Source organism: Thiomicrorhabdus sp., assembly GCF_041583835.1.
Lineage (GTDB): Bacteria > Pseudomonadota > Gammaproteobacteria > Thiomicrospirales > Thiomicrospiraceae > Thiomicrorhabdus.
Genome location: NZ_JBFHFC010000016.1, coordinates 26,218 through 47,473, shown reverse-complemented (window position 1 = coordinate 47,473; position 21,256 = coordinate 26,218). Strand labels below are relative to the sequence as shown.

At 45.0% G+C, this 21,256-nt stretch carries 16 protein-coding genes; 10 read left to right on the top strand and 6 right to left on the bottom strand.

Going from position 1 to position 21,256, the window contains the following annotated elements:
• Positions 1-67 precede the first annotated feature (67 nt).
• The 5 genes from ABY044_RS08805 to ABY044_RS08785 all read left to right on the top strand — a co-directional run bounded on the left by ABY044_RS08805 (position 68) and on the right by ABY044_RS08785 (position 9,418).
• Positions 68-4,480 (top strand): VWA domain-containing protein, encoded by a 4,413-nt coding sequence (locus tag ABY044_RS08805; RefSeq protein ID WP_373019972.1) that lies wholly within the window; start codon positions 68-70, stop codon positions 4,478-4,480.
• A 259-nt stretch (positions 4,481-4,739) separates the two neighbouring features.
• Entirely contained in the window at positions 4,740-5,666 is a 927-nt protein-coding gene (locus ABY044_RS08800; RefSeq protein WP_373019970.1) for a retention module-containing protein, read from the top strand.
• A 301-nt stretch (positions 5,667-5,967) separates the two neighbouring features.
• Positions 5,968-7,323, top strand: coding sequence for a Sel1-like repeat-containing protein kinase family protein (locus ABY044_RS08795; protein ID WP_373019968.1), 1,356 nt, complete (start codon positions 5,968-5,970; stop codon positions 7,321-7,323).
• Positions 7,324-7,475: 152 nt separating this feature from the next.
• On the top strand, positions 7,476-7,994 hold the full coding sequence (locus tag ABY044_RS08790; protein WP_373019966.1) for an adenine phosphoribosyltransferase: 519 nt from the start codon (positions 7,476-7,478) through the stop codon (positions 7,992-7,994).
• Between the two features lie 29 nt (positions 7,995-8,023).
• A complete protein-coding gene (locus tag ABY044_RS08785; RefSeq protein WP_373019964.1) occupies positions 8,024-9,418 on the top strand; it encodes a diguanylate cyclase in 1,395 nt (464 codons plus the stop codon).
• Positions 9,419-9,557: 139 nt separating this feature from the next.
• On the opposite strand, the gene argH is transcribed toward ABY044_RS08785, so the two are convergent.
• Complete coding sequence (gene argH, locus ABY044_RS08780; RefSeq protein WP_373019963.1) at positions 9,558-10,958, bottom strand: argininosuccinate lyase; 1,401 nt, start codon at positions 10,956-10,958, stop codon at positions 9,558-9,560.
• A 25-nt stretch (positions 10,959-10,983) separates the two neighbouring features.
• A complete protein-coding gene (locus tag ABY044_RS08775; RefSeq protein WP_373019962.1) occupies positions 10,984-11,517 on the bottom strand; it encodes a thioredoxin family protein in 534 nt (177 codons plus the stop codon).
• A gap of 216 nt (positions 11,518-11,733) precedes the next feature.
• Between ABY044_RS08775 and hemC the strand changes: the two genes are divergently transcribed.
• From hemC to ABY044_RS08755, 4 genes are all read left to right on the top strand, one after another.
• Complete coding sequence (hemC, locus tag ABY044_RS08770; protein ID WP_373019960.1) at positions 11,734-12,669, top strand: hydroxymethylbilane synthase; 936 nt, start codon at positions 11,734-11,736, stop codon at positions 12,667-12,669.
• Positions 12,670-12,696: 27 nt separating this feature from the next.
• Positions 12,697-13,473, top strand: coding sequence for a uroporphyrinogen-III synthase (locus tag ABY044_RS08765; RefSeq protein WP_373019958.1), 777 nt, complete (start codon positions 12,697-12,699; stop codon positions 13,471-13,473).
• Positions 13,470-14,900 carry a hypothetical protein gene (locus ABY044_RS08760; RefSeq protein WP_373019956.1) on the top strand — a complete coding sequence of 477 codons (1,431 nt, stop codon included), beginning with the start codon at positions 13,470-13,472 and terminating at the stop codon, positions 14,898-14,900. Before ABY044_RS08765 ends, ABY044_RS08760 begins: the two co-directional genes overlap by 4 nt.
• A 75-nt stretch (positions 14,901-14,975) precedes the next feature.
• Positions 14,976-16,154, top strand: coding sequence for a heme biosynthesis HemY N-terminal domain-containing protein (locus tag ABY044_RS08755; protein WP_373019955.1), 1,179 nt, complete (start codon positions 14,976-14,978; stop codon positions 16,152-16,154).
• 16 nt (positions 16,155-16,170) lie between these two features.
• Here ABY044_RS08755 and ABY044_RS08750 read toward each other — a convergent pair whose 3' ends face one another.
• The 4 genes from ABY044_RS08750 to xthA are packed head-to-tail and all read right to left on the bottom strand — an operon-like array spanning position 16,171 to position 20,095.
• Positions 16,171-17,502 (bottom strand): diguanylate cyclase domain-containing protein, encoded by a 1,332-nt coding sequence (locus ABY044_RS08750; protein WP_373019954.1) that lies wholly within the window; start codon positions 17,500-17,502, stop codon positions 16,171-16,173.
• A 54-nt stretch (positions 17,503-17,556) separates the two neighbouring features.
• Positions 17,557-18,558, bottom strand: coding sequence for a phospholipase A (locus ABY044_RS08745; RefSeq protein WP_373019952.1), 1,002 nt, complete (start codon positions 18,556-18,558; stop codon positions 17,557-17,559).
• Positions 18,558-19,235 carry an NAD(P)H-flavin reductase gene (locus ABY044_RS08740; RefSeq protein ID WP_373019950.1) on the bottom strand — a complete coding sequence of 226 codons (678 nt, stop codon included), beginning with the start codon at positions 19,233-19,235 and terminating at the stop codon, positions 18,558-18,560. Before ABY044_RS08740 ends, ABY044_RS08745 begins: the two co-directional genes overlap by 1 nt.
• A gap of 38 nt (positions 19,236-19,273) precedes the next feature.
• Complete coding sequence (gene xthA, locus ABY044_RS08735) at positions 19,274-20,095, bottom strand: exodeoxyribonuclease III (RefSeq protein WP_373019948.1); 822 nt, start codon at positions 20,093-20,095, stop codon at positions 19,274-19,276.
• 273 nt (positions 20,096-20,368) lie between these two features.
• Here xthA and purU point away from each other — a divergent pair, with 273 nt between their 5' ends.
• Positions 20,369-21,226: a formyltetrahydrofolate deformylase gene (purU, locus tag ABY044_RS08730; protein ID WP_373019947.1), complete on the top strand. Its 858-nt coding sequence runs from the start codon at positions 20,369-20,371 to the stop codon at positions 21,224-21,226.
• Positions 21,227-21,256: the final 30 nt, after the last annotated feature.

The following is a 21,256-nucleotide window of genomic DNA, read 5'->3' as shown; positions in this document are numbered from 1 at the left end:
CTCGTTGAATGACGGCAGCTTCACGAACGAAAGTGTTTATGAAAATGTCGGCTACGACGCAGCGACCGTGACCACGACGATTGATGATGTTGATGTTGTGCCAACGATCGGCGATGCTTCTGATTTTGTATCTGAAGAAGGTTTAAATGGTGGAAATATCGATACGGTCGGTAGTATTAGCTCTCCAAGTAATGATACGACGAATGATGCATCTGCAACGGGTTCACTCGCCATTACAGGTAATGGTACTTATCCATTAACAGTTGGGTTGGTTGAACCTTCAACGAATACGGTAGTTGGTGGAACAACGATTAGTTGGTCTTACGATCAGAATAACGAGGCTGTATTGATTGGTAACGATGGTACTCAAGATGTGATTCGTATTACTTTAAATGGCGGCTCGACTACTCTTGATATGAGCGGTTCTTCAGTACCGACTAGTGTTGACTATGAAGTTGAGTTACTTGCTCCGTTTGTTCATCCGGAAAATAGTGTTGAAGATACGCTTTCATTGTCGTTGGATGTTTCTATTAGTGACGGTGCTAATCCAGCTGATATTGGTACTTTGTCAATCACGATAGAGGATGATATGCCTATCATCAGCGACGATTCTGTAATCGTTGTCCCTGGTATGGGATCTGTATCGGGTGATACTGATGTTAGTATAGGTGCAGACGGATATGGCTCCGTTTCTTTCTCAGGTATTACGACAGATTCTCCTGTTCTTAATAGTAATGGCGATGCTCTGTACCTTAATGGTGAACCTCTTTATTGGACGGTTAATGCTGAAAGTACACAGTTAACTGCTGCAACAGATCCTGTTAGCGGTACGCCAGTAACCGGATTTATGGTTACCTTGAGCTCTGATGGTAGTTATATCGTTAGTAATGTTTCAGACGGTGTTTTTACAACTATTACAGATATGCAGTCTTTCCCTGCTCCAGATAGTCTGACGGCAGGTAACGATACGTTATATGGAATTAGTAACATTGGAAGCTCTTCAATTGATGTATTAATGACTGGACGTGATGGTGGAACTCTTGATGGAGGGGCTGTAGCTACCGTTAATAATAGTACGCAAGGTTTTGCGGTCGGTGGTGGTCAATCCATTGACAGTGAAGAGCGTTTGATTTTCGAGTTTGTCGACAATCTAAATGTGATTGGAGGTTCAGATTATTTAGCTTCTGAACCAGCAGGATTGAATGATGCTTTAGTATCAAGTTTTCAGTTTACGATTAACCGAGTTCAAGGTTCTGAAACTTCGGAAGCGGCATTCACTGTTGTATCTTATGACCAATATGGTAACCAGGTCGGTTCCGAGAGTTATTCGGTTGTAAATGGCACACAAGTTACTTACAGCTCTGATACGCCATTTGCGCGTGTCGAAATCCAGGGTACGGGTTCAAATACATTTACTGTGCTGTTAGATGGTATCCAGGTTCTTGAACCAAGTGATCAGACATTAAATTTACCTGTATTGGCGACAGATTCGGATGGTGATTCTGCTCTTGGTGAGATCAATGTCAACATTGATCAAACTATTACGGAAGTGACTCCACAGGCCGATACTGCGCCTACCAGTGTTGATGAAACTCAGATTCTTACGTTTAATAGCGTCGATTCTTCAATAACCACCAATGTTATTATCACGTTGGATGTTTCCGGCAGTATGGATGGAAGCCGTTTAAGTCTTGCCAAAGAAGCTCTGGCTACCATGGTCACGGCTCATGGAGATAATGGCGGCGTTAATGTTAAGTTGGTCACCTTTAATTCTGAAGGAACGGCTTCAGCTAACTGGATGAGCGCTTCTGATGCTATCAGTGCAATCAATGCGTTGACGGCGGATGGATCGACAAACTACGAAGATGCAGTTTTTGAGACTTATAACAACTATTCAGAGCCTGCAGCTGACCAAACAGTCGCGTACTTCATCTCTGACGGTAAGCCGACATCCGAGAATTATGATGGAAGCAATGAAGGCCCATCTTTATTGGACGCTGGCTATGTAAATGGTTGGGATAATTTTGTTGATACTTACGTGGATGAGCTGCATGTTGTTGCATTGGAAACGTCCAGTTCTGATTATCTAGATATCTTGGCATCGGCTGGAAATATTTCGGTAGAACAGGTGGATGATGCAAATGATCTGGGTGATGTGATTGTTCCTGCCGATGTAACGGGTGCTGTATCAGGTAATGTTCTTGATAATGTTAGTGGTGGAGATGGAGCGATATCGATTGATAGTATCGTCGTGGATGGCGTCACGTATACTGCAGATGGCAGTAATGGCACAACCCAATTGCCGCTATCCGGTGTTGCTATTGATGGTAAAGGACAGCTTGTATTTGACTTTACAACAGGCGACTACACTTATTCCGCAGATGCGAATGAATTTGCCGGTTATGAAACTCTATCGTTTGGTGTTAATGCATCGGATTTCGATGGGGATCCGACCGACTTTACTGTCAATATTGAAGTTAGAGACGAAGTTCCAGTTTCTATCCCTGAAGAACAGGATTTGGATTTAACTGGTCATACCTCTGTTACCACCAATGTTGTTATTACTTTGGATGTTTCCGGCAGTATGGATGGAAGCCGTTTAAACCTTGCAAAAGCGGCTCTAGCCAACATGATTACTGCCTATGAAGATAATGGCGGTGTTAATGTTAAGTTGGTTACCTTTAGCTCAGAAGGCCAAGCTTCTGCTAACTGGATGAGCGCTTCTGATGCTATCAGCACAATCAATGCATTAACGGCAGATGGTTCGACGAACTACGAAGATGCGGTTTTTGAAACCTATAGCAGCTATTCGGAGCCGGTTGCTGACCAAACAGTTGCGTATTTCATTTCCGACGGTAAGCCAACATCAGAGAACCCTGATGGAGGAAGTGCAAGTTCAGCAGGTACCTATTTAGATCAGGATTACCTAGCTGGTTGGGATAATTTTGTAGATACTTATGTCGATGAATTACACGTTGTTGCATTAGAAACATCCGCTTCTGATTATCTAAATGTCTTGGCGACGGCAGGAAACACTACGGTACAAGAAGTAGACGACGCGAATGATTTAAGTTCAGTGATTGTTCCTTCGGATGTAACAGGTGTTGTATCGGGTAATGTGCTTGATAATGTGAGTGGTGGTGATGGAACAATATCGATTGATAGTATTGTCGTCGATGGTGTGACATACACCAGCAGTAATTTCCCTTCTGTAGGTATGCCTATAGCAGGATCTGGTGTCCTTAAGTTTAATTTTGAGACGGGAGAATACGTTTACCATGCGGGATCTAACGATTTCGATAAGGATACTTTACTTCAATTCACAGTGAATGCCTCGGATGCTGACGGAGATGCGACTGATTTTTCTGTCAGTATTAACGTTGATCTTGAATCTGTCCCGACAGCCGCGAATGAGATTGCGATTACAGCTGATGGTTCCGTTAGTGGTAACGTATTGAACAATATTGATTTCGGTGACGATGGTAAAGGTGTTTCCGGAGGCATTACAGCAGTTAAGTTCGGCGATACTACTTATAATGCTTCGGATGCTGATGCGAGTGGAAATATCACGGTCAATAATGTTATTGGTGGTAGTTTGAACTTTAACTTTGCTACAGGTTCTTATAGTTTAGTTGGTGCAAATGCCGGGACGGCGACATTATCTGTAGTTGCTACTGATGGAAACGGAGATTGGACAGATTTTGATTTACTGTTTACCTCTACAGGTTTAACGGCATTAAATTATAAAGAATCCTTTGATTCTGATGTTTCAGGTTGGGGCTCAGAGGTAAGTCAGTTTGATGGGAAAATGCTGATTCAAGATGATGAGCATGCACAGAAAACATTTAATTTTGGCTCTGAATATGCAGGACAAGCGGTTACCGTTGAGTTTGACCTTTTGGTAAATGACGAATGGGAATCAACCGGATCCTATAAAGATTATTTTGATATTAATGTAACCGATGCTAATCGTAATGATGATCGCATTGAGCATGATACATATTCCGGATCTAGTGGCGATAATGGTGATCATTACAGTTTTGATGTCGTGTTGGATGAGAATGGAAGTTTCTCTTTAGATTTGCATGCCAATACAACGAGTTCTCAGGAATATGCAACGATTGATAATTTTGAAGTAAACGGATTGGTTAGTGTTGATAGCATTCTTTATGCAGAAGATGGTTCCGATCAGTTTGTGATTGACGACAGTGTGTCTCAAGTTGAAATCAAAGACTTTGATGTAACTGAAGATGTACTGGATTTGAGTGAAGTTATCGATGGAAATCCACAAAATTCCGAGAGTTTAAGTGATTATTTGAATATGGTTGTTGATAACCATGAAGGTACGACTACTCTGAATATTGATTCGGATAAAGATGGGAATACGGACACCCAAGTGGTGATTGATACCGTCTTGGATCAAAATGATACGCTTCAAGTTCAGGTTGATGACAATAATATCGACTATCAAAATCAATAATTACTGAAAAATCTTTTTAATCTTTAATTTAAAGGCACCTTTTGGGTGCCTTTTTTTATGCCTGGAATTTAGTGATTTCAACTGACTAGAATGTTTTTTGAGAAAAAATCATAATAAATTTAATGTTTTTTCTTATTAAATACCTAATTGTACGCAAGTACAGTAGACATCCATTTTTTATAGGTAGTATATGCAATAACTTAATAATCAATTTTACGTAAGCATAGAAGTTTGCGTTATACGTCGATGGAGATGTGTTATGTCAGTTATTGCAGGAAAAGTTAATGTTGTAACGGGGTTTGTCCAGGCTATTAATCCAAATAGTGGAGAAGTTCGCATACTAAAAGAAGGTGATGAGGTTTTTATTGGAGATATCATTTTAACTTCAGCGATGAGTGGCGTGAGTATCGCCTTAAATAATGGTGAGATATTGACTCTGGGCCGAGACACCGAAATGCTGCTAGATGAAGATATCTTAGGGAGTTCAACTGACCCCGTTACAGAAAATGGCGTTGATGCGGATACTTTGAAAAAAGCAATATTAGAAGGTGCTAATATTGAAAACCTAGAAGAAACAGGCGCGGGCAATAATGCTGTATCAAGTGCAAACTCTGGAGGAGAAGCGCTTGTAGAAAGATTAGCCTATTCAGGTAGCGTGTCTTCAGGAATGCTTTCTGGTGTTGCTTCCAGCGTAGAGAATTTTATTCGAAAATTTCATCTGTTTGGCACCACTAATAATGTAGAAGAAGATGAACCAATAGTAATCGCATCGGTCATCATCCCGAATGAAATGGATTATTATGGAAGTGAAGGCGATTTGAAACTGCAGGCCAAAATTTCGGTGGATGGCTTAGGGTGTGATCTTCCAAAATTCATTATTTCTGAAAATCTTAAGGATGCGGATGGTAATGATCTGTTTATTATAGATTCCATAACGGGCGAACTGAAAATAACCGAAGCTGGTGTCAACTCTTTCACTAATGATGCGGAGTCTCTTCCTGACCTGCATTCCATCAATGTTCATATAGAAAATGGGCATGGAGGGATTGGAGTTAAGGAGATGATTTTAGTCGAGAAAAATCCTTTTTATTGTGCACCGGACGGGACAAGTGACATGGGTTCTATTGATTCGTTACTGTGTTGTGATGACGAGAATTCAGAAAACGATGTTTTTGAGTTTCTCTGAACAGAGCATGTACTTTCCCCTTAAAGGTCTTTAAGGAGTCGGTTGTTTTCTAGCTTGTTTTGGGATAAATGCTTTTAAGTTGGTGTCAAAGAGTTATTATTAATCCGTTTAAGCTTAGAACGGAAATCGGTTACAAAATGAATATTTCTATTGCGTGATTTAGAGAATATGAATACATCCGATACCGCTTTTGTAAACCTTTTTCCTAGTCAATAAAATTATTACAAGATATGATAATTGCTCGTTAAGGGTTGGTTTTTTTATTCTAGTTCGATACGTCTGAAAACATTTGGAGAAAAGGATGTCTGACGAGGTTAGTTCCATTTTAGCGCAACAGCCAGATTTAACTAAAATCAAACCGTTGAAGACGAGTCGGCCGGTTCGTTTTTTTAATGCCGTCAAACATACTGATCAAGGTAATATAAAACAGACTATCCAAGTCTTGGATAACTTACAAAATCATTATGCGATCAAACGCACAAAGGATTTATTGCAATACCTAAATGCGTTTTCTGAGTTTCCAAACTTTAATGAAATTCGTAAGGTCGGTTTTCACTATTTGTTGTTTTTCGATTATGTCGGTAAAAAGACCTTAGCGCGAACCTATATTAAGCCTTTTGGCCTGACGGAAAAAACGGCAAAAAAACTGCTTAAAGATTTAGTCAATGGCTTAGAAAAATTACATGCCGTAGGCTTTGTGCATACTTCAATTCAGCCCGATAATATTGTGATGTCGGATACAAGTTCCTATTTGATTGGCTTTGAGCATGCCATTCCCTCCCTTACTTCTTATGAAGCCGAAGTTTTACCCGAAGATTGCCGTTATTGCCCGCCGGAACGATTGAATGGCCAGTGTGATGAAAAAGGCGATATTTATCAGCTAGGTTGTACTTTGTTTTTTGCGCTGACAGGCAAGCACATTTATCGTTTGAATAAAGTGAACGATCCTATGGATCAGATGTGGGCGCATACGCATCATTCGATTCGAAAAATTAATCGATTGCCGATTTTTTGGCGATATTTAATTGTGTGGATGACGGATAAGAATCCATCCAATCGGCCAAGCTTGCCGGATTTAAAGATGTGGTTAAAAGATAACACCATTCCGGAATGGGTAAGGAGGAAGGTGTTTATCTCTTCAAAAGCCTTTCCTAAAGACAGCATGGAAGCTTTGGCGGATGAGCACTACGCTTATGCGATTTATAGAAAAGCCAGCCAAATGGAATCGGGAGGTTACCAGGCCTCGGCGTTTAATCTGTATGAAAACGGTGCTTTTAAGGGCTTTTCACTTGCCGAAGAACGTTTGGGAGTCATGTATCGTGATGGACGTTGTGTCCAGCGATCTTATTCGATGGCCGCCCACTTATTTCACGAAGCGTATAAGAAAGGGAATCCCCAAGCGGCATTCAACTTGGCAAAAATGTATGAGGTAGGCACCGGATTGCCTCAGGATTTATTCAAGGCATTTAAGTTGTTTAATTTTTCGGCTCAACGAGGCAATTTGGAAGCGCAATACAAACTTGGACTAATGTATTTAAACGGCCTTGGTGTCGAGCAAGACAAATCTGCCGGATTCTCTTGGTTAATCATGGCCGACCACTACGGTAATGCAGATGCCCGCACGACTTTGATTGCGTTAAAACAAGTCGAGAAATAACCTCTATTAAGCGTTATCACCCGTTAGGGTGATATTTGCTTATCCATCGATCAGTAAATTTCATTGTTTTTATTAAGTTATTGTTAGAATAATGCATTTTAACTTCGCAAGGCTTTGCCATATTGAAAGCCGTTAAGTGAAAGGAAGTACATATGTCACAACACCCATTAGCCCAATATTTAGATTCGATCCCGGATTTTCCGAAGCCGGGCATTATTTTCAGTGATATCTCGCCATTGCTGAAGACGCATTTCGTTGAAACCATCGATGCGATGAGTGAACTGTTTACCGAAGAAGAATGGGCTAAAGTCGATTATCTGGCTGCAATTGAGTCCCGCGGCTTTATTTTTGCCTCGGCCTTGGCGTACAAGTTGAACAAAGGTTTCATCAAAGTCCGCAAGCCGGGTAAGTTACCGAATGTTTGCGCTAAAATCGAGTACGGTTTGGAGTACGGTTCGGATACTCTGGAAATGCAACAAGGTGACGGTAGCCGAATTGTATTGCTTGACGACTTGATTGCGACTGGTGGTTCAATGGGTGCGGCGGCCGAGTTATGCGAAAAGGTCGGTTATGAAGTTGTAGGGCTGGCCTGCTTGATCGATCTGGCCGCATTGAATAGCTTTGTTTATAAAGACATGAAGGTACGTTCGGTCATTCAATTGGAAGATTAAAGTCCCTAAATTAAAGGAACCCTCTGAATATGCATATGCCAAGAATTACCAGCAAGATTTTTACGGATCAGTTTATTTGGATGGTGACGCTCGGCCTGGTGGTCGGCTTCGTCTTTCCGCCGTTCATGATTTTGTTAGGTATTCCGGAAGCTAATGTCATGACGCCGTTGTTTTATACGGCTTCTCTGATGGCGGGTTTCTTTATGGGTGTTATGAATTTCGGATTAGTGCATTTTGTAGTGCGACCGCACTTGAAAGAGTTGGCGGACCGTATGATGTTGATTAAGGGGACTGTGAACGATAAAACCTATCAGGAATCGGACGTGCATTGCATGGGCGACAGTTGTTTTATCGAAGCGGTTTCGGATGACGAATTCGGCGAGAGCGCCCGTGCTTTTAACGAAATGGTCGAGGCGCTGCAAAGCGCTCATGAAGTCGAATACGTCTACACCAATTTTTCAAAAGCCTTATCGTCCAATCTTGAGCTGGAAGGCTTGGCAAAAGAAGCAATTCATCTATTGATTGAACATACCGTATGCAGTGCCGGTGGGTTGTTTGTCGAAGACGAAGGCGAAATGAAGATGGTGTATGCCCAGGGTATCGTCAGTGCGGAACAAATTGTTCAACACGATTATATTATCAAAGCGATGGACGACTATCGTATAGAGCGCATCACTTTGCCGGAAAATATCGAAGTGGATGGTCTCTTAACGCATTTCCGTCCCCAAGAGATTGTGGTCGTGCCGATTTTGTTTAAACAGCAGAATCTAGGGGTGTTCGTGTTAGCGTCTCCGGTTCACATTAACGATCAGTCGATCAGTATGATCAACATGTTCCGTCAAGGGATGGGATTAGCTCTTAATAATGCGATGGCGCATGAAAGTTTGCAGAGGCTGGCCGCTTTGGACGGTTTGACCAATGTTTACAACCGCCGTTTCGGTTTGAAACGACTTAAAGAGGAGTTCAAGCGTACGCAGCGTAACGACTCGCCGTTGGGTGTATTGATGATCGATATCGATCATTTCAAGAATATCAACGATGCTTACGGGCATTTGGTGGGAGATAAGGCGATTGTGTTGGTGACCAAAACCATTTTGAACACCTTGCGTGAAGGCGATGTTTTGGCTCGTTATGGCGGGGAAGAGTTCTTGGTGATTTTGCCCGGAGCTTCCGAACAGAACTGTTGGAACACGGCGGAACGCATTCGTAGAGTTGTTGAAGATTCGAGATTGAAAATCAACGACCAGGAAATCAGTTTTACAGTGAGTTTGGGGTATATTTCGTTCCCTAAAACCGAAGTGGCGGATGAAATGGAATTGCTTCATCATGCCGATCAGGCACTGTATCAGGCCAAAGACGGCGGACGCAACCGAATCGTGGCGTACTCGGATCTACTTCCGGAGTCCAAGTCCAAAATTGCTTAAATTTGTTTAGTCGGCTTTGAATAAGCCGTCCGTATTGATTTCATCTGATAAAAAGAACGGCTGCATCAAGTTATTTGATGCAGCCGTTTTTTATTTAAGCACTCTTTAATAGGCTTGGCAGGCGGTTAGCGCTTGCTTATCAAGCCAACCACTCTTTAGCACGCATGACTGCTGCACGAACTTGGTTTGGCGCGGTTCCGCCCAGGTGGTCGCGTGCTGCAACAGAGCCTTCCAGCGTCAGTACTTCAAAGACATCGTCGCTGATCTTATCGCAGAAACCTTGAAGCGTTTCTAGCGACATTTCGGACAAATCTTCACCTGTTTTGATGCCGTGCGCCACAGCCAACCCGACCACTTCGTGGGAATCGCGGAATGCCAACCCTTTTCCAACCAGGTAATCCGCCAAGTCGGTTGCGGTCGAGAATCCGCGTTTGGCCGCTTCGTAAGTCACTTCACGTTTGACGATGATCGCCGGAACCATATCGGCAAACGCACGCAGGCTTCCGCGTACGGTATCAACGGTGTCGAACAACGGTTCTTTGTCTTCCTGATTGTCTTTGTTGTAAGCCAAAGGCTGCGACTTCATCAGGGTCAATAAACTCATCAAGTGGCCGTATACACGTCCGCTTTTTCCGCGTACCAGTTCCGGTACATCCGGGTTTTTCTTTTGCGGCATAATCGATGAACCCGTGCAGAAACGATCCGGAAGATCGATGAACTGGAACTGTGCCGAAGACCACAATACCAACTCTTCCGAGAAACGTGACAGATGCATCATCAACGTCGCGGCAAATGAAGTGAATTCGATGGCGAAATCTCGGTCGGAAACGCCGTCAAGAGAGTTTTCGCTAATGCGCTCGAATCCAAGTAGCTCAGCCGTGTAAGCTCGGTCGATCGGATAGGTTGTGCCAGCCAGCGCTGCCGAACCCAACGGCATGGTATTGACGCGTTTGCGGCAGTCTTCAAGGCGTTCAACATCGCGTTTGATCATCTCAAACCATGCCAACATGTGGTGTCCGAACGTGACCGGTTGTGCAGTTTGCAAATGGGTAAAACCGGGCATAATGGTATCGGCTTCACGTTCAGCCAGTTCAACCAATCCAGCAAGCAGACGTCTCATCTCCGGCAGAATGGCATCGATTTCGTCACGTAGATACAGACGGATGTCGGTCGCGACCTGGTCGTTACGCGAACGTCCGGTATGCAGCTTTTTACCCGTGATGCCGATTAGATCGGTCAGGCGCGACTCGATATTCATGTGAATGTCTTCTTGTTTGATCGACCATTCAACCTTGCCAGCTTCGATGTCTGCCTGGATTTGAGTCAGACCTTTGATGATGTCTTCCAATTCCTGCGCATTTAAAATCCCGACTTTAGTCAGCATCTTGGCGTGAGCGATCGAACCCTGTATATCCTGTTTATACATACGATTATCGAATTGAATCGATGCGGTAAACTCTTCCACAAACGCATCGGTTGATTCGCTAAAACGTGCGCTGGATAGTTTTTCCTGATTGTGTAGGTTGTTCTGTGTTGTCATGACTCTCTCAAAGAATTACAAAATTTTAAGGGTTAAGCAGCTGTTTTTGGAGTTGTTTTTCGTACAACTCGGGTGTGGCCGGTATGCGTAACGGATTGCCCATCTTTTCGTATGCGATGTTCAGGTTACGGTGAATCACGCCTGCGTACATGTGGATGTTGGCTATACCGACGATTCGCGGTGCCACCTCTTTACCACGGCCGTCGATAAAAATCACCGTAGGCGTCAAATCGGCGTTCAGTTTGTAAGCCCATTGCGATTTTTTAATCGGTTCGCCGTCCAAGCCGGGTATTCGTTCTTGTTCGTCTACACCCCCATGGCGCATCAGAACCACTTTACCGTCGTAGTTACCTCTCATTGCCAGCGGGTTGAAGACTTCTTCGACTAATTGTTGGCAGAATTCGCACCACTCGGCGCCAAACATCAGCATGATGGGCAGCCCCGTTCGATTCGAGCGTTCAGCTAATTGCTGCAGGTCGTTTAATTCTTTAAACGCGGTATTATTTTCGCCATGTACGCTTTGAATGCCGCCTAGCAGCAAGCTTGCACAAAGCATCATGTAAACCGACCTCTGCTTTATCGTTCGGATTACATTTGGACGGATCGGCAAGTCGGTGTGTTTCAACTTAAGCAAACTCATGTCACTTGGCATTAAGGCCTTATTTTAACTAAAACTTTCACCCTATTTTCAGTAAAATGGCCGGATAACATAAAAGTACGTCTAAAATCTCCGGCAAATACGATGCCCGGCAATAAAAACGAATTGGAAAGCACTATGAAAAAAACCTTGCGTATCGCAACTCGAAAAAGTCCCTTAGCCATGTGGCAAGCAGAATTTGTCAAAGCCGAATTGGAAAAAGCCCATCCTGGATTACAGATTGAATTGTTGCCGATGTCGACTAAAGGTGACAAGATTCTTGACGTTCCTTTGGCTAAAATCGGTGGTAAGGGGCTGTTCACCAAAGAGTTGGAAGATCGCATGATGGCTGGAGAAGCCGATATTGTAGTGCATTCTATGAAAGACGTGCCGATGGAACTGCCAGAGGGTTTTGCCCTAGGCGCAATCTTGGAACGTCATGCGCCGACCGACGCGTTTGTCTCCAATAAATACGCTTCGTTCGACGACTTGCCGCAAGGTGCGATTCTGGGGACTTCCAGTTTGCGCCGTAAGGCACAGTTGATGGCGTTGCGCCCTGATCTGGATGTGCGTGACCTGCGCGGAAATGTCGGAACCCGTTTAGGTAAATTGGATGCCGGTGAATACGACGCGATCGTTTTGGCCACGTCCGGTTTGCAGCGCTTGGAATTAGACGAACGTATCCGTCATGAGTTGGCACCTGAAGTCTGTTTGCCGGCTGTAACCCAGGGAACATTGGGTATCGAATATTTCTCAGAAGACGAGGAGACGCTTGCGATCATCAAGGTATTGAACCACCACGAAACCGAAATTCGTACCACGGCGGAACGTGCCATGAACCATCGTTTGGAAGGGGGCTGTCAGGTTCCGATCGGTGTTTTTGCGGAACTGGACGGCGAGCAGATCAAAATTCGCGGGCTAGTCGGGTCTTTGGATGGCTCGACCATTCTAAACGCATCGATTGAAGGTAAGCGTGATGATGCGCATGCTTTAGGTGTCGCTTTAGCTGAAAAACTGTTGGATCAGGGTGCTAAGGACATTTTGGATGCGGTTTATTCCGCGGAACGTGCGTAGGTAGTTGTTATCGTTTCGGGGGCTGAAATGCCGCAATTCACTCTTCTTAATACGCGTCCGGTCGATCAGGCAGAAGCGTTACGGGAACGTGTAGAACTTCTTGGCGGGCATGCTTTGTCTTGCCCGACCATTGAAATCGAAATGTTATCGTTGCCGTCCAAGCATGATTTAAGCGGTTTCGATAAACTGGTCTTTATCAGTGCCAATGCCGTCAAAGCCTTTGCCGCACAATTTCCAACGCAGCCGAAACCGACGGTTGAATTGTTTGCAATCGGTCAAGCGACGCTTAATGCCGGGAGAAAAGCCGGTCTGGAGATGAGAACGGCCGAAGGCGAACGTTTTGACAGTGAGGCTTTGTTGGAGCTGCCGGATTTACAGGATTTAAACGGTCAGCGTGTATTGATTGTCAAAGGTCGGGGCGGACGTGAATTGTTGGAGAACAGTTTCGTGGAAAGAGGGGCCGAAGTGGTCGCCTGGGAATTGTATCGCCGCCGACCTTTACCTTTGTGTCAGCAAATATGGCGTCTGTTTATCGAGAGTCCTCGACCGATTGTTTTGGCCACCAGTGTTAGCGGCTTGGAGTCTTTGATGGAGGCCGTTGTCAATGCTGAAGGCGTGTCTTCCGAAAATCGACAGGCCTGGTCGGATTGGTTGAGGGGGCAGCCGTTGGTGGTCTTTAGTCAAAGGATTCAAATGTGGGCGCAAAAGCGAGGTTGGCAGGGACAAATCGTCATCGTGCCGACGCAAAGTGATGATGGTATTGCACAAAGTATTACAACGATTGTAAGGAAGATAGAATCATGACAGAACCGGTAACGCCAAAAGCGGATCGCCGCGTGATTGACGGTGAAGTGGTGAATGAAGCGGGCCAGGGCAGTGCTCAGAATAATCAAAGCGGTGACGCCAATGCTCGTCGTCGGGCGCAACAGCGTGCCGAGCAGGCTGATCGGCAAACGAGCGAAAAATCTGCTTCCGGCCAATCCGGTAAAGGATCGAAAGCGTTAGCCCAACTGCCCGCTTGGTTGACTAAAACAACCGTTTGGCTCATCAGTATGGCGATTGTGGTTGCGGTGTTGTTTTATACCCGTCCCGATCAGGATTGGCAGATCGAACATATCAATCGTTTACAAACTCAAGTGGTTCAGTTGCATGAAACCAATAAATTATTAGTCGATAAAATCGAGCAACAGCAGAAGTCCATCGATCAAAAAATTGCCGAGGTGCTGAGCCGTCCGGAAAATCAGCCCCTGGTTAGTCAAGGCGATTTGAACGGTTTGAAATCCGAAGTAGAGCAAGAGATCAAGACACTTCAGCAACAGTTACAGCAGCAGTTGGATGCCATCGGCCAGCAAGCGGAAAGCAAGTGGGATGCGTTGGCGGAGAAAGCTCAGCAGGCTCTACAGCCCTCGGAAGCAGATTTGCAAGGCCTGAAACAGTTTGAGGAAACGGTTCAATCGAAATTAGGGCAGGTCGGTGAAGAAATTAATAAGCTGTTGGACTTTAAGAAGCAGCAGGAATCCAAACCGCCTGAAACAATGCAACCGCCTAAGCCATTGAATAATTATCAAATTCAGCAATGGATAGTTGAAATTAATACTCAGTGGCTACTTCAGGGCAACGCAGCGCAAACCCAACAACAGTTGATGGCTTTGGAACAGGCCATCGGTTTGAGTGAGTTGGCGGATAAAGTCGAAGTGGGGCGTATCATTGGTGAAGATCTGCGCGATGTCGCGAAATATAGTGATCAGGTAAGTCGTCAAAAACAGCAACAGAAACAATGGTTGGCTGAACTGAAAGCTTTGGTCGGGCAGTTGCCTCGACCGGATTTAAGTTCAAAAACGAGCGTGCCGCCTATCGCTGACGAAATGTCTGCGAATGTCGAAAAGCAAAACGAAAGCGGTTCAAAAATGGATGACTTATTACATAAGTTGAGCGGCTTGGTCAGTTTGAAAAAACGCGAAACGGGTGACGAGTTGAGTTCGGTTGAATCGGCTTTACAGCACGATGTTTTGATTCAGCGGCTATATCTGTTGATTGACCGTTTGGAATGGGCTTTGCAGGTACGTTCCGAGAGCGATGCAAACGAAGCATTGAATCAGATTTCGGAGTTTGTTGCGTTGCATTTCGGTTCTCAAAAGTCCGAATTTCAAGCGGTGGTGGATAAATTCGGTCAAGAGGCCTTGATGTCTAGAAAGCCTTTGGCAATTGTAAGTGTCAATAATGGCATGTAGGTTTCAATTCAATGGCGGGCAAGTTGTTGCAGTGCTCTTTTGGAATGATGGTAATAGCAAACGGTTAGGATTTTCATGAAACAGGTAGTTGTTTGGGCGCTGGTGTTTGGAGCAAGTACCGTATTGGCGACGTTGATGTTGCATGATACGGGCTATCTATCGATGGTGTGGGGCGATTGGGTCATCGAAACCAGTTTAAGTTTTGCTTTGGCTGCCGGGGTAGTCGTTTTCTTGCTGATCTATCTTGCCGTACGTTTGTTATTGAATGTCTGGAATTTCCCGCGTTTTTGGCGTAAGCACCGCAAAATGAAACGCTATACCAAGGCTGAAAACGCCATGGCAAAAGGCATGATTGCTTTGGAATACGGTGACTGGCAGAGAGCGGAAAGGCAGTTGATTAAAAGTGCCAAGCATAGTGAGGCCGGTTTGGTTCATTATTTAAGCGCCGCTAAAATGGCGGATAATCAAAATGCATTTGATCGTCGCGATCAATATTTGGCTCAGGCTCGAATCGAATATCCTCAGGATTACGTCACCATCGGTTTAGTCGAGGCACGACTGTTGTCGGATAAGCAGCCGGAAGTCGCTCTGACCATTCTTGAAGCGCTGCATGAACAACAGCCTAAGCAACAGACCGTTTTGGTGGAATATTCGCGTTTACTGCGGGAATTGCAGCAGTGGGAGATGCTTGAATCTTTAATGCCGGAATTGAAGCGTAGCCGTCAAGTGGATCGTAATGAATACGCCGAGATTGAAATTCAAATATGGGCCGGTAAGTTGGCCAGTGTCACTAATGAAGAAGCATTGGATGCCTTGTGGGAGCAATTAGATAACCGCCAAAAATTAATCCCCCAGATTTTAGCGGAGTATGTCGAGCAACGAATTGGTTGGCAGCAAGAGGTTGGGCTGGCCGACCGGATTGAGAAGAGTCTGAAAAAACAATGGAATGACCGCTTGGTTTATCAATATGGTCGTTTGAGTCTGGGGCCGGCGTTCGATCGCTTGAAAAAGGCCGAACCGTGGCTTAAGCAGCAACCGGAGAATCCGGTATTGTTGTTAAGTTTGGGGCGTTTGGCTTGCCGTAGTCAGCTGTGGGGATTGGGCCAGAGTTATTTGAAAAAGAGTTTAAGCTTACGTGCCGAGATCGAGACCTTTCATGCACTGGCACAATGCTATGAAGCGGAAGGGGAGGATCGCCAAGCGGCCTTGACCTATAAAGAAGCGATCTTGCAACTTGAGAAGCAGCAGAAGTAAGCCCTAGGCGGGGTTCTTAGGAACGTATCGCCTTATCACTGGCTTGCATCCGTTTTATGGCTTCGTGAATAATCTGTTTCGCGCTTAAGCCGTCTTCTTCATAAGTTGCATAGCCCAGTTGGAATTCGAATTCGTAGAGCGGTGGTTGGTTTTCTTGCTGTTCGGCAGATTGGTTTTCGGACGACTCTTTCGGTGTTTCCAAACGTTGAGATAGGTGTTGGCGCATAATTTTAGCGCCTTCCTGATCGGTTTCGGGTGCAACGATTACAAACAGGTCTTCGGTAATGCGGAATACAAAGTCGGTGACACGGGAGTTGAGCATCAATAACCGACTGAATGCCTGAACTTCCGCTTCTTTCTGTTTCTTTTTGGGTGTTTCCTGATCAGTTTGTGTCTGTAAGTGTTTCACGTGAAGCAATTTCACGGTAATGACCGAGAATCGGTGTTGGTAACGTCTGCTTCTGAGCAGTTCGTATTGAATCACTTCATTGAAGCGGTTTCGATGAAAAAGCCCGGTTTCATGTTCGGTGACAATCAAGGCATCCAGTTTGCTGTAAATTCTTTGAATCGTCTGAATGTTTTCCGTGATATTTTCATCTATCCAATCAATTTCCGCCACTTCTTGCGGGGTACGTTGCCAGTCAAGGGATTGGTGGTGGGTATCCAATTTTAAGTTAGCAATACGCAACGAAAGAGCTTTAATCGGGGTCAGAAGTTTTTGTTGTAAGAAATGTTCGCTCAATATCAGCGCGATGAAAACGAAGGTGACGATGAAAATCAGGAAAAATATCAGCAGGGACGCCGAAGATAAATGTGAAACCGAAATTGGCGCTTTAAATGCAATGGTGCCGGCCAGTAAGCCCGGATAGATGGTGCCTTCGGCCACTTCACGCGCATGACAGCTTAGACATTTGTCTTTGAATTTGATTGGGTAAGCGGCGTAAAGATAGCCTTCGAAAAAACGGGTTTGAATCGTAGGTTGAAGTGTTTTTTCCACGTCTTTGACGAGCGTTTGAATTGCCGGGTTTTGGATAATTCCCAAAGTGGAATCTGTTTTTTGATCCTTTAAAAACGTCGGTGCTTTTTGCAGATAGAAAGAAGCTTCGGGCATTTGCCGGTTAAGGTTCGAGAGAATGCGTTCGACATTGCGGGGTTGCCAGCCGGTCGAAAGCTGCTGGTTGATCTCTTGATAACTATGGGTTTCAAGACGTTCAAGTTCGTTTTGGATGTTGTTAGTGAAAATGAAGTAACCGGGAATGAGGGTGATAGGTGCGCTGATAAGCAGGCTGATCGCTATTGCCAACAGAATCTGTTTCCGCATGAGTTTTCTAAAAGAGACCTGCTGCATTCGCTTTACCTTGCTAATGGCCTTGTTAGGCATGCCGGGATGGAATTACTGAGTTTAAATCCGGTCTGCTAGAACAATTCCGATTCCGATCTTATTGGTATGATGGTCCAGATCGATCAGACTGTCGCCGTAACCGTTGAACCACTGCACATAACCTTTAATTCTCTTGGTTAATGGATAAGTATAATCCAATTGCACCGAACCATACTGATTGAATACGTAGCGGTTGCGTAGGGCTAGGCCGACGGTGTGTTTGCCTCGCTGGTAACCCATTTCGATTTCATAGTCACCGAGATATTTTGCGTAATCGAAGCTATTATCGAACTCATCCTGTTCATTAAAACGTTGCCAGGTTTTAAAGCTTAGGTAACCGTCCTGCTTTTGCAGCAACCCTTGAACAAACACACGGTTCCAACCACGTGACAATGTTCCCGATTGGCCGTTTGACTGATGGTTGATTCCGACAAGCACTTTGTGCAAATTGAAGTCGAAAATATCCATGTCCGCATGAAATTCCGCCCAAATTTCCGGTTCGTGATTGGTTTCGCGGAAAGGGATGGAGTCCCTGTCGTCGAAAAATTGCCAGAAAGAGCGGTTGGTATAGGCCGCATAGATATCGACCATGTCGTAAATGACTTTTTTGGCAAGAGGGAACTTAAAGCTAAGTTGAAACTGAACCTCTAAATCTTCGTAATGCAGAGGCGTATCGGGATTTTGTTCCTGAAACGGGTCTTCGTTCACCGAAGGCATATAGTAACCGATCATTAAATAATTGAGGCGATGAGGGGTGATGACGAACGGATTTTTTTCAGTCAGCACTTCACTTAAACGACGTTTGCTTAAGGGCTGTTCCGGCGTTTCGACATTAGCGCATTTTTGACGGATTTGACCGACGGTAAGGTCGTCGGAACCGTTGAGCAGCATGTTGTGAATACAGAGGTCGTAAGCACTGGGGGTGATGTTGGTGAGGTCTTGTTTTCCGGGTACGGGCACACTCTCCTCAGCCACTACGGCTGTGGAGAAGAAGATGAGCAAGCTACTCAGCGTTTTTTTCATCAGTGGATACACGCAATTGGATCCAACCCTGCATCGATAAAGTCCTGCTTCGCCGTTTCGATCATAGGCCAAGGGCCGCACATATAAACGGTTTTGTGTGATAAGGTCGGATAGTCTTTAAGCACTTGAAGGTGCACCAAGCCGGTTGTTCCTTGCCAATTCGGATCATTTTCGGACACGACCGGTACGTAAACAAGATTAGCATGCTTGCGCTCAAGGTCCAACATCTCCTTGTGCATATACAGGTCTTCAGATTGGCGAGCCCCCCAGTAGAAATGCAACGGCACTTCGGTGTGCTGTCTGAGGTATTCGTCCAATAACGCCTTCATCGGTGCAAAACCGGTTCCTCCGGCAACGAAAATGATCGGAGTATGTGCCGGTTTTATAGAAATTTGGTCTTTCGGGCCTTGCATGACCAAAGAATCGCCGACTTTGACTTCAAAAAGCCGATCCATCCATTCGTTATTGGGTTGTTTACGAATATGGCATTCAATCAAGCCGTCCTCGCGTGGAGCGGCGGCTATAGAAAAAGGTTTTAAATCTTCGGTATTGAAACCGAGCATGATGTATTGGCCCGAGGCATAAGTTATCGGGAAATCCGGTTTCATTAAAAGTTTGAAGATCTGCGGCGTATATTGCTCAATATGAACCACTTTAAGCGTATGTGTGTCTGACATAGGGTTTCCTGTTATAAAACGTACGTAAAGTGGTTTTATTAAAGTTTAAATTCGGTCCATACCGGCGCGTGGTCGGACGGCTTTTCCATGCCGCGCACGTCGTAGCTTACCGAGCTGGCAATGGCTTTTTCGTTCAACGGCTTGGTCGCTAGGACGGTATCAATGCGCAGGCCGCGGCGCGGTTCGCGGTCGAAGCCTTTGGATCGGTAGTCAAACCAGCTGAACAGATTGTCTTCGTCGGGGTGGATGGTGCGGAAAGTATCCACCAAGCCCCAGTTTAAAAGGGTTGCCCACCATTCGCGTTCTTCCGGCAGGAAGCTGGTCTTGCCGTCGCGCAGCCAGCGTTTGCGGTTCGGTTCGCCGATGCCGATGTCTTTGTCTTCCGGAGAGATGTTGAAGTCCCCGATGACGCTCAGGTATTGATTCGGATCGCAATCTTCATTCAAATATTGCATCAGATCGGCGTAAAATTTCTCTTTGGCAGGGAATTTCACCGGATGGTCGCGGCTTTCGCCTTGAGGGAAGTAGCCGTTGATGACGCGAACCTGTTCACCGTTCGGAAGTTTGAAGTCTCCTATGATCATTCGTTTTTGAGCGTCGTCGCCATCATGCTTCCAACCCTTTTGAAAGTCGACCAGTTCAAGTTCGTTTTTAAACAATAAAGCAACGCCGTAATGGGTTTTTTGTCCCATGAAAATTGCCTGATATCCCATCGCTTCGATTTCGGCCAACGGAAATTCGTGATCTTGAACTTTTGTTTCTTGTAAACCGATGATGTCTGGTGCAATTTGGTCGGTTAAAGCTTGTAATTGATGCAGGCGTAAACGCACGCTGTTAACGTTGAACGAGACAATTTTCATTAATGAAATCCATAGACTGTAAGTTTGCTGCAAATTATAACTAAGTTTGCCCGGGTTTTATATGGTGAAGGGGATTAGAGCTCCGTTCGGATGGAATTTGAATGTGCTTGTCCGGAGGTTTATCCGTGTGCCGAAAAAGGCTTTCTATGGTTATTTAAGGTGATGTGGGTGAAATCCAATCCCGAGAATGGGTTTTGGGTCTCGCTATTTAGCTTGATTTTGCTATGATATTGCTCAATTTATCACTGTTTTTCAAATTGGAAGTAAGTCGTTATGAGTCGAGTTTATCGTTTGGTCATCTCTTGTCCCGATCAGGTCGGTATTGTTGCAAGTGTCGCCCAGTATATTGCGGACAAAGGGGCGACGATCGTCGAAGCCAACCACCATACCGATCCGGTTAACGGATGGTTTTTCATGCGCCATGAAATTTTAGCTTCTTCCTTAAAAGAGGATTTAGCGGCGTTTGAAAGCGGATTTGCCGAAATCGCCGATAAATTCTCAATGGAGTGGTTTATTTCGGATTCGGAAAAACCGAAAAAGATCGCTTTGTTCGCTTCTAAAGAATCGCATTGTTTGGCTGATTTATTGTATCGCTGGCATGAAAAAGACTTGCCGGGCGAAGTGGTGTGCGTGATTGCTAATCACGACGATTTGTGTTCAATGGTGGAGTGGTACAACGTGCCGTTCCATCATGTTCCTGTGACTCCGGAAACCAAACCGCAGGCGTTTGCGCAGACAGAGGAATTAGTGAAGCAGTATGATGCGGATGTGATTGTGCTGGCGCGTTACATGCAGATTCTTCCTCCGCAGATGTGTGCAGACTATAGTGGCCAAGTAATCAATATTCACCACAGTTTCTTGCCTTCTTTCGTCGGCGCCCGTCCATATCACCAAGCTAACGAGCGTGGCGTGAAACTGATCGGGGCGACTTGTCACTATGTGACCGAAGTTTTGGATGCGGGTCCGATTATCGAACAAGACGTGATTCGCGTGAATCATGCTCACAGCATTGAAGACATGAAACGTTTGGGTCGTGATGTTGAGAAAACCGTTTTGGCGCGTGGCTTACGCTTCCACTTGGAAGACCGTGTGTTGATTCACGGCAATAAAACGGTGGTGTTTGAAATTTAATCACGGTTTCGAATCTTCATCGAAAAGCCC

Coding starts and splice junctions, on each gene's coding strand:
- hemC (WP_373019960.1), top strand. CDS start 11,734: ATGAAAAAAACCTTGCGTATCGCAACTCGAAAAAGTCCCTTAGCCATG.
- ABY044_RS08740 (WP_373019950.1), bottom strand. CDS start 19,235: ATGTCAGACACACATACGCTTAAAGTGGTTCATATTGAGCAATATACG.
- ABY044_RS08755 (WP_373019955.1), top strand. CDS start 14,976: ATGAAACAGGTAGTTGTTTGGGCGCTGGTGTTTGGAGCAAGTACCGTA.
- ABY044_RS08750 (WP_373019954.1), bottom strand. CDS start 17,502: ATGCAGCAGGTCTCTTTTAGAAAACTCATGCGGAAACAGATTCTGTTG.
- ABY044_RS08760 (WP_373019956.1), top strand. CDS start 13,470: ATGACAGAACCGGTAACGCCAAAAGCGGATCGCCGCGTGATTGACGGT.
- ABY044_RS08800 (WP_373019970.1), top strand. CDS start 4,740: ATGTCAGTTATTGCAGGAAAAGTTAATGTTGTAACGGGGTTTGTCCAG.
- ABY044_RS08775 (WP_373019962.1), bottom strand. CDS start 11,517: ATGATGCTTTGTGCAAGCTTGCTGCTAGGCGGCATTCAAAGCGTACAT.
- ABY044_RS08795 (WP_373019968.1), top strand. CDS start 5,968: ATGTCTGACGAGGTTAGTTCCATTTTAGCGCAACAGCCAGATTTAACT.
- ABY044_RS08765 (WP_373019958.1), top strand. CDS start 12,697: ATGCCGCAATTCACTCTTCTTAATACGCGTCCGGTCGATCAGGCAGAA.
- argH (WP_373019963.1), bottom strand. CDS start 10,958: ATGACAACACAGAACAACCTACACAATCAGGAAAAACTATCCAGCGCA.
- purU (WP_373019947.1), top strand. CDS start 20,369: ATGAGTCGAGTTTATCGTTTGGTCATCTCTTGTCCCGATCAGGTCGGT.
- ABY044_RS08790 (WP_373019966.1), top strand. CDS start 7,476: ATGTCACAACACCCATTAGCCCAATATTTAGATTCGATCCCGGATTTT.
- ABY044_RS08785 (WP_373019964.1), top strand. CDS start 8,024: ATGCATATGCCAAGAATTACCAGCAAGATTTTTACGGATCAGTTTATT.
- xthA (WP_373019948.1), bottom strand. CDS start 20,095: ATGAAAATTGTCTCGTTCAACGTTAACAGCGTGCGTTTACGCCTGCAT.
- ABY044_RS08745 (WP_373019952.1), bottom strand. CDS start 18,558: ATGAAAAAAACGCTGAGTAGCTTGCTCATCTTCTTCTCCACAGCCGTA.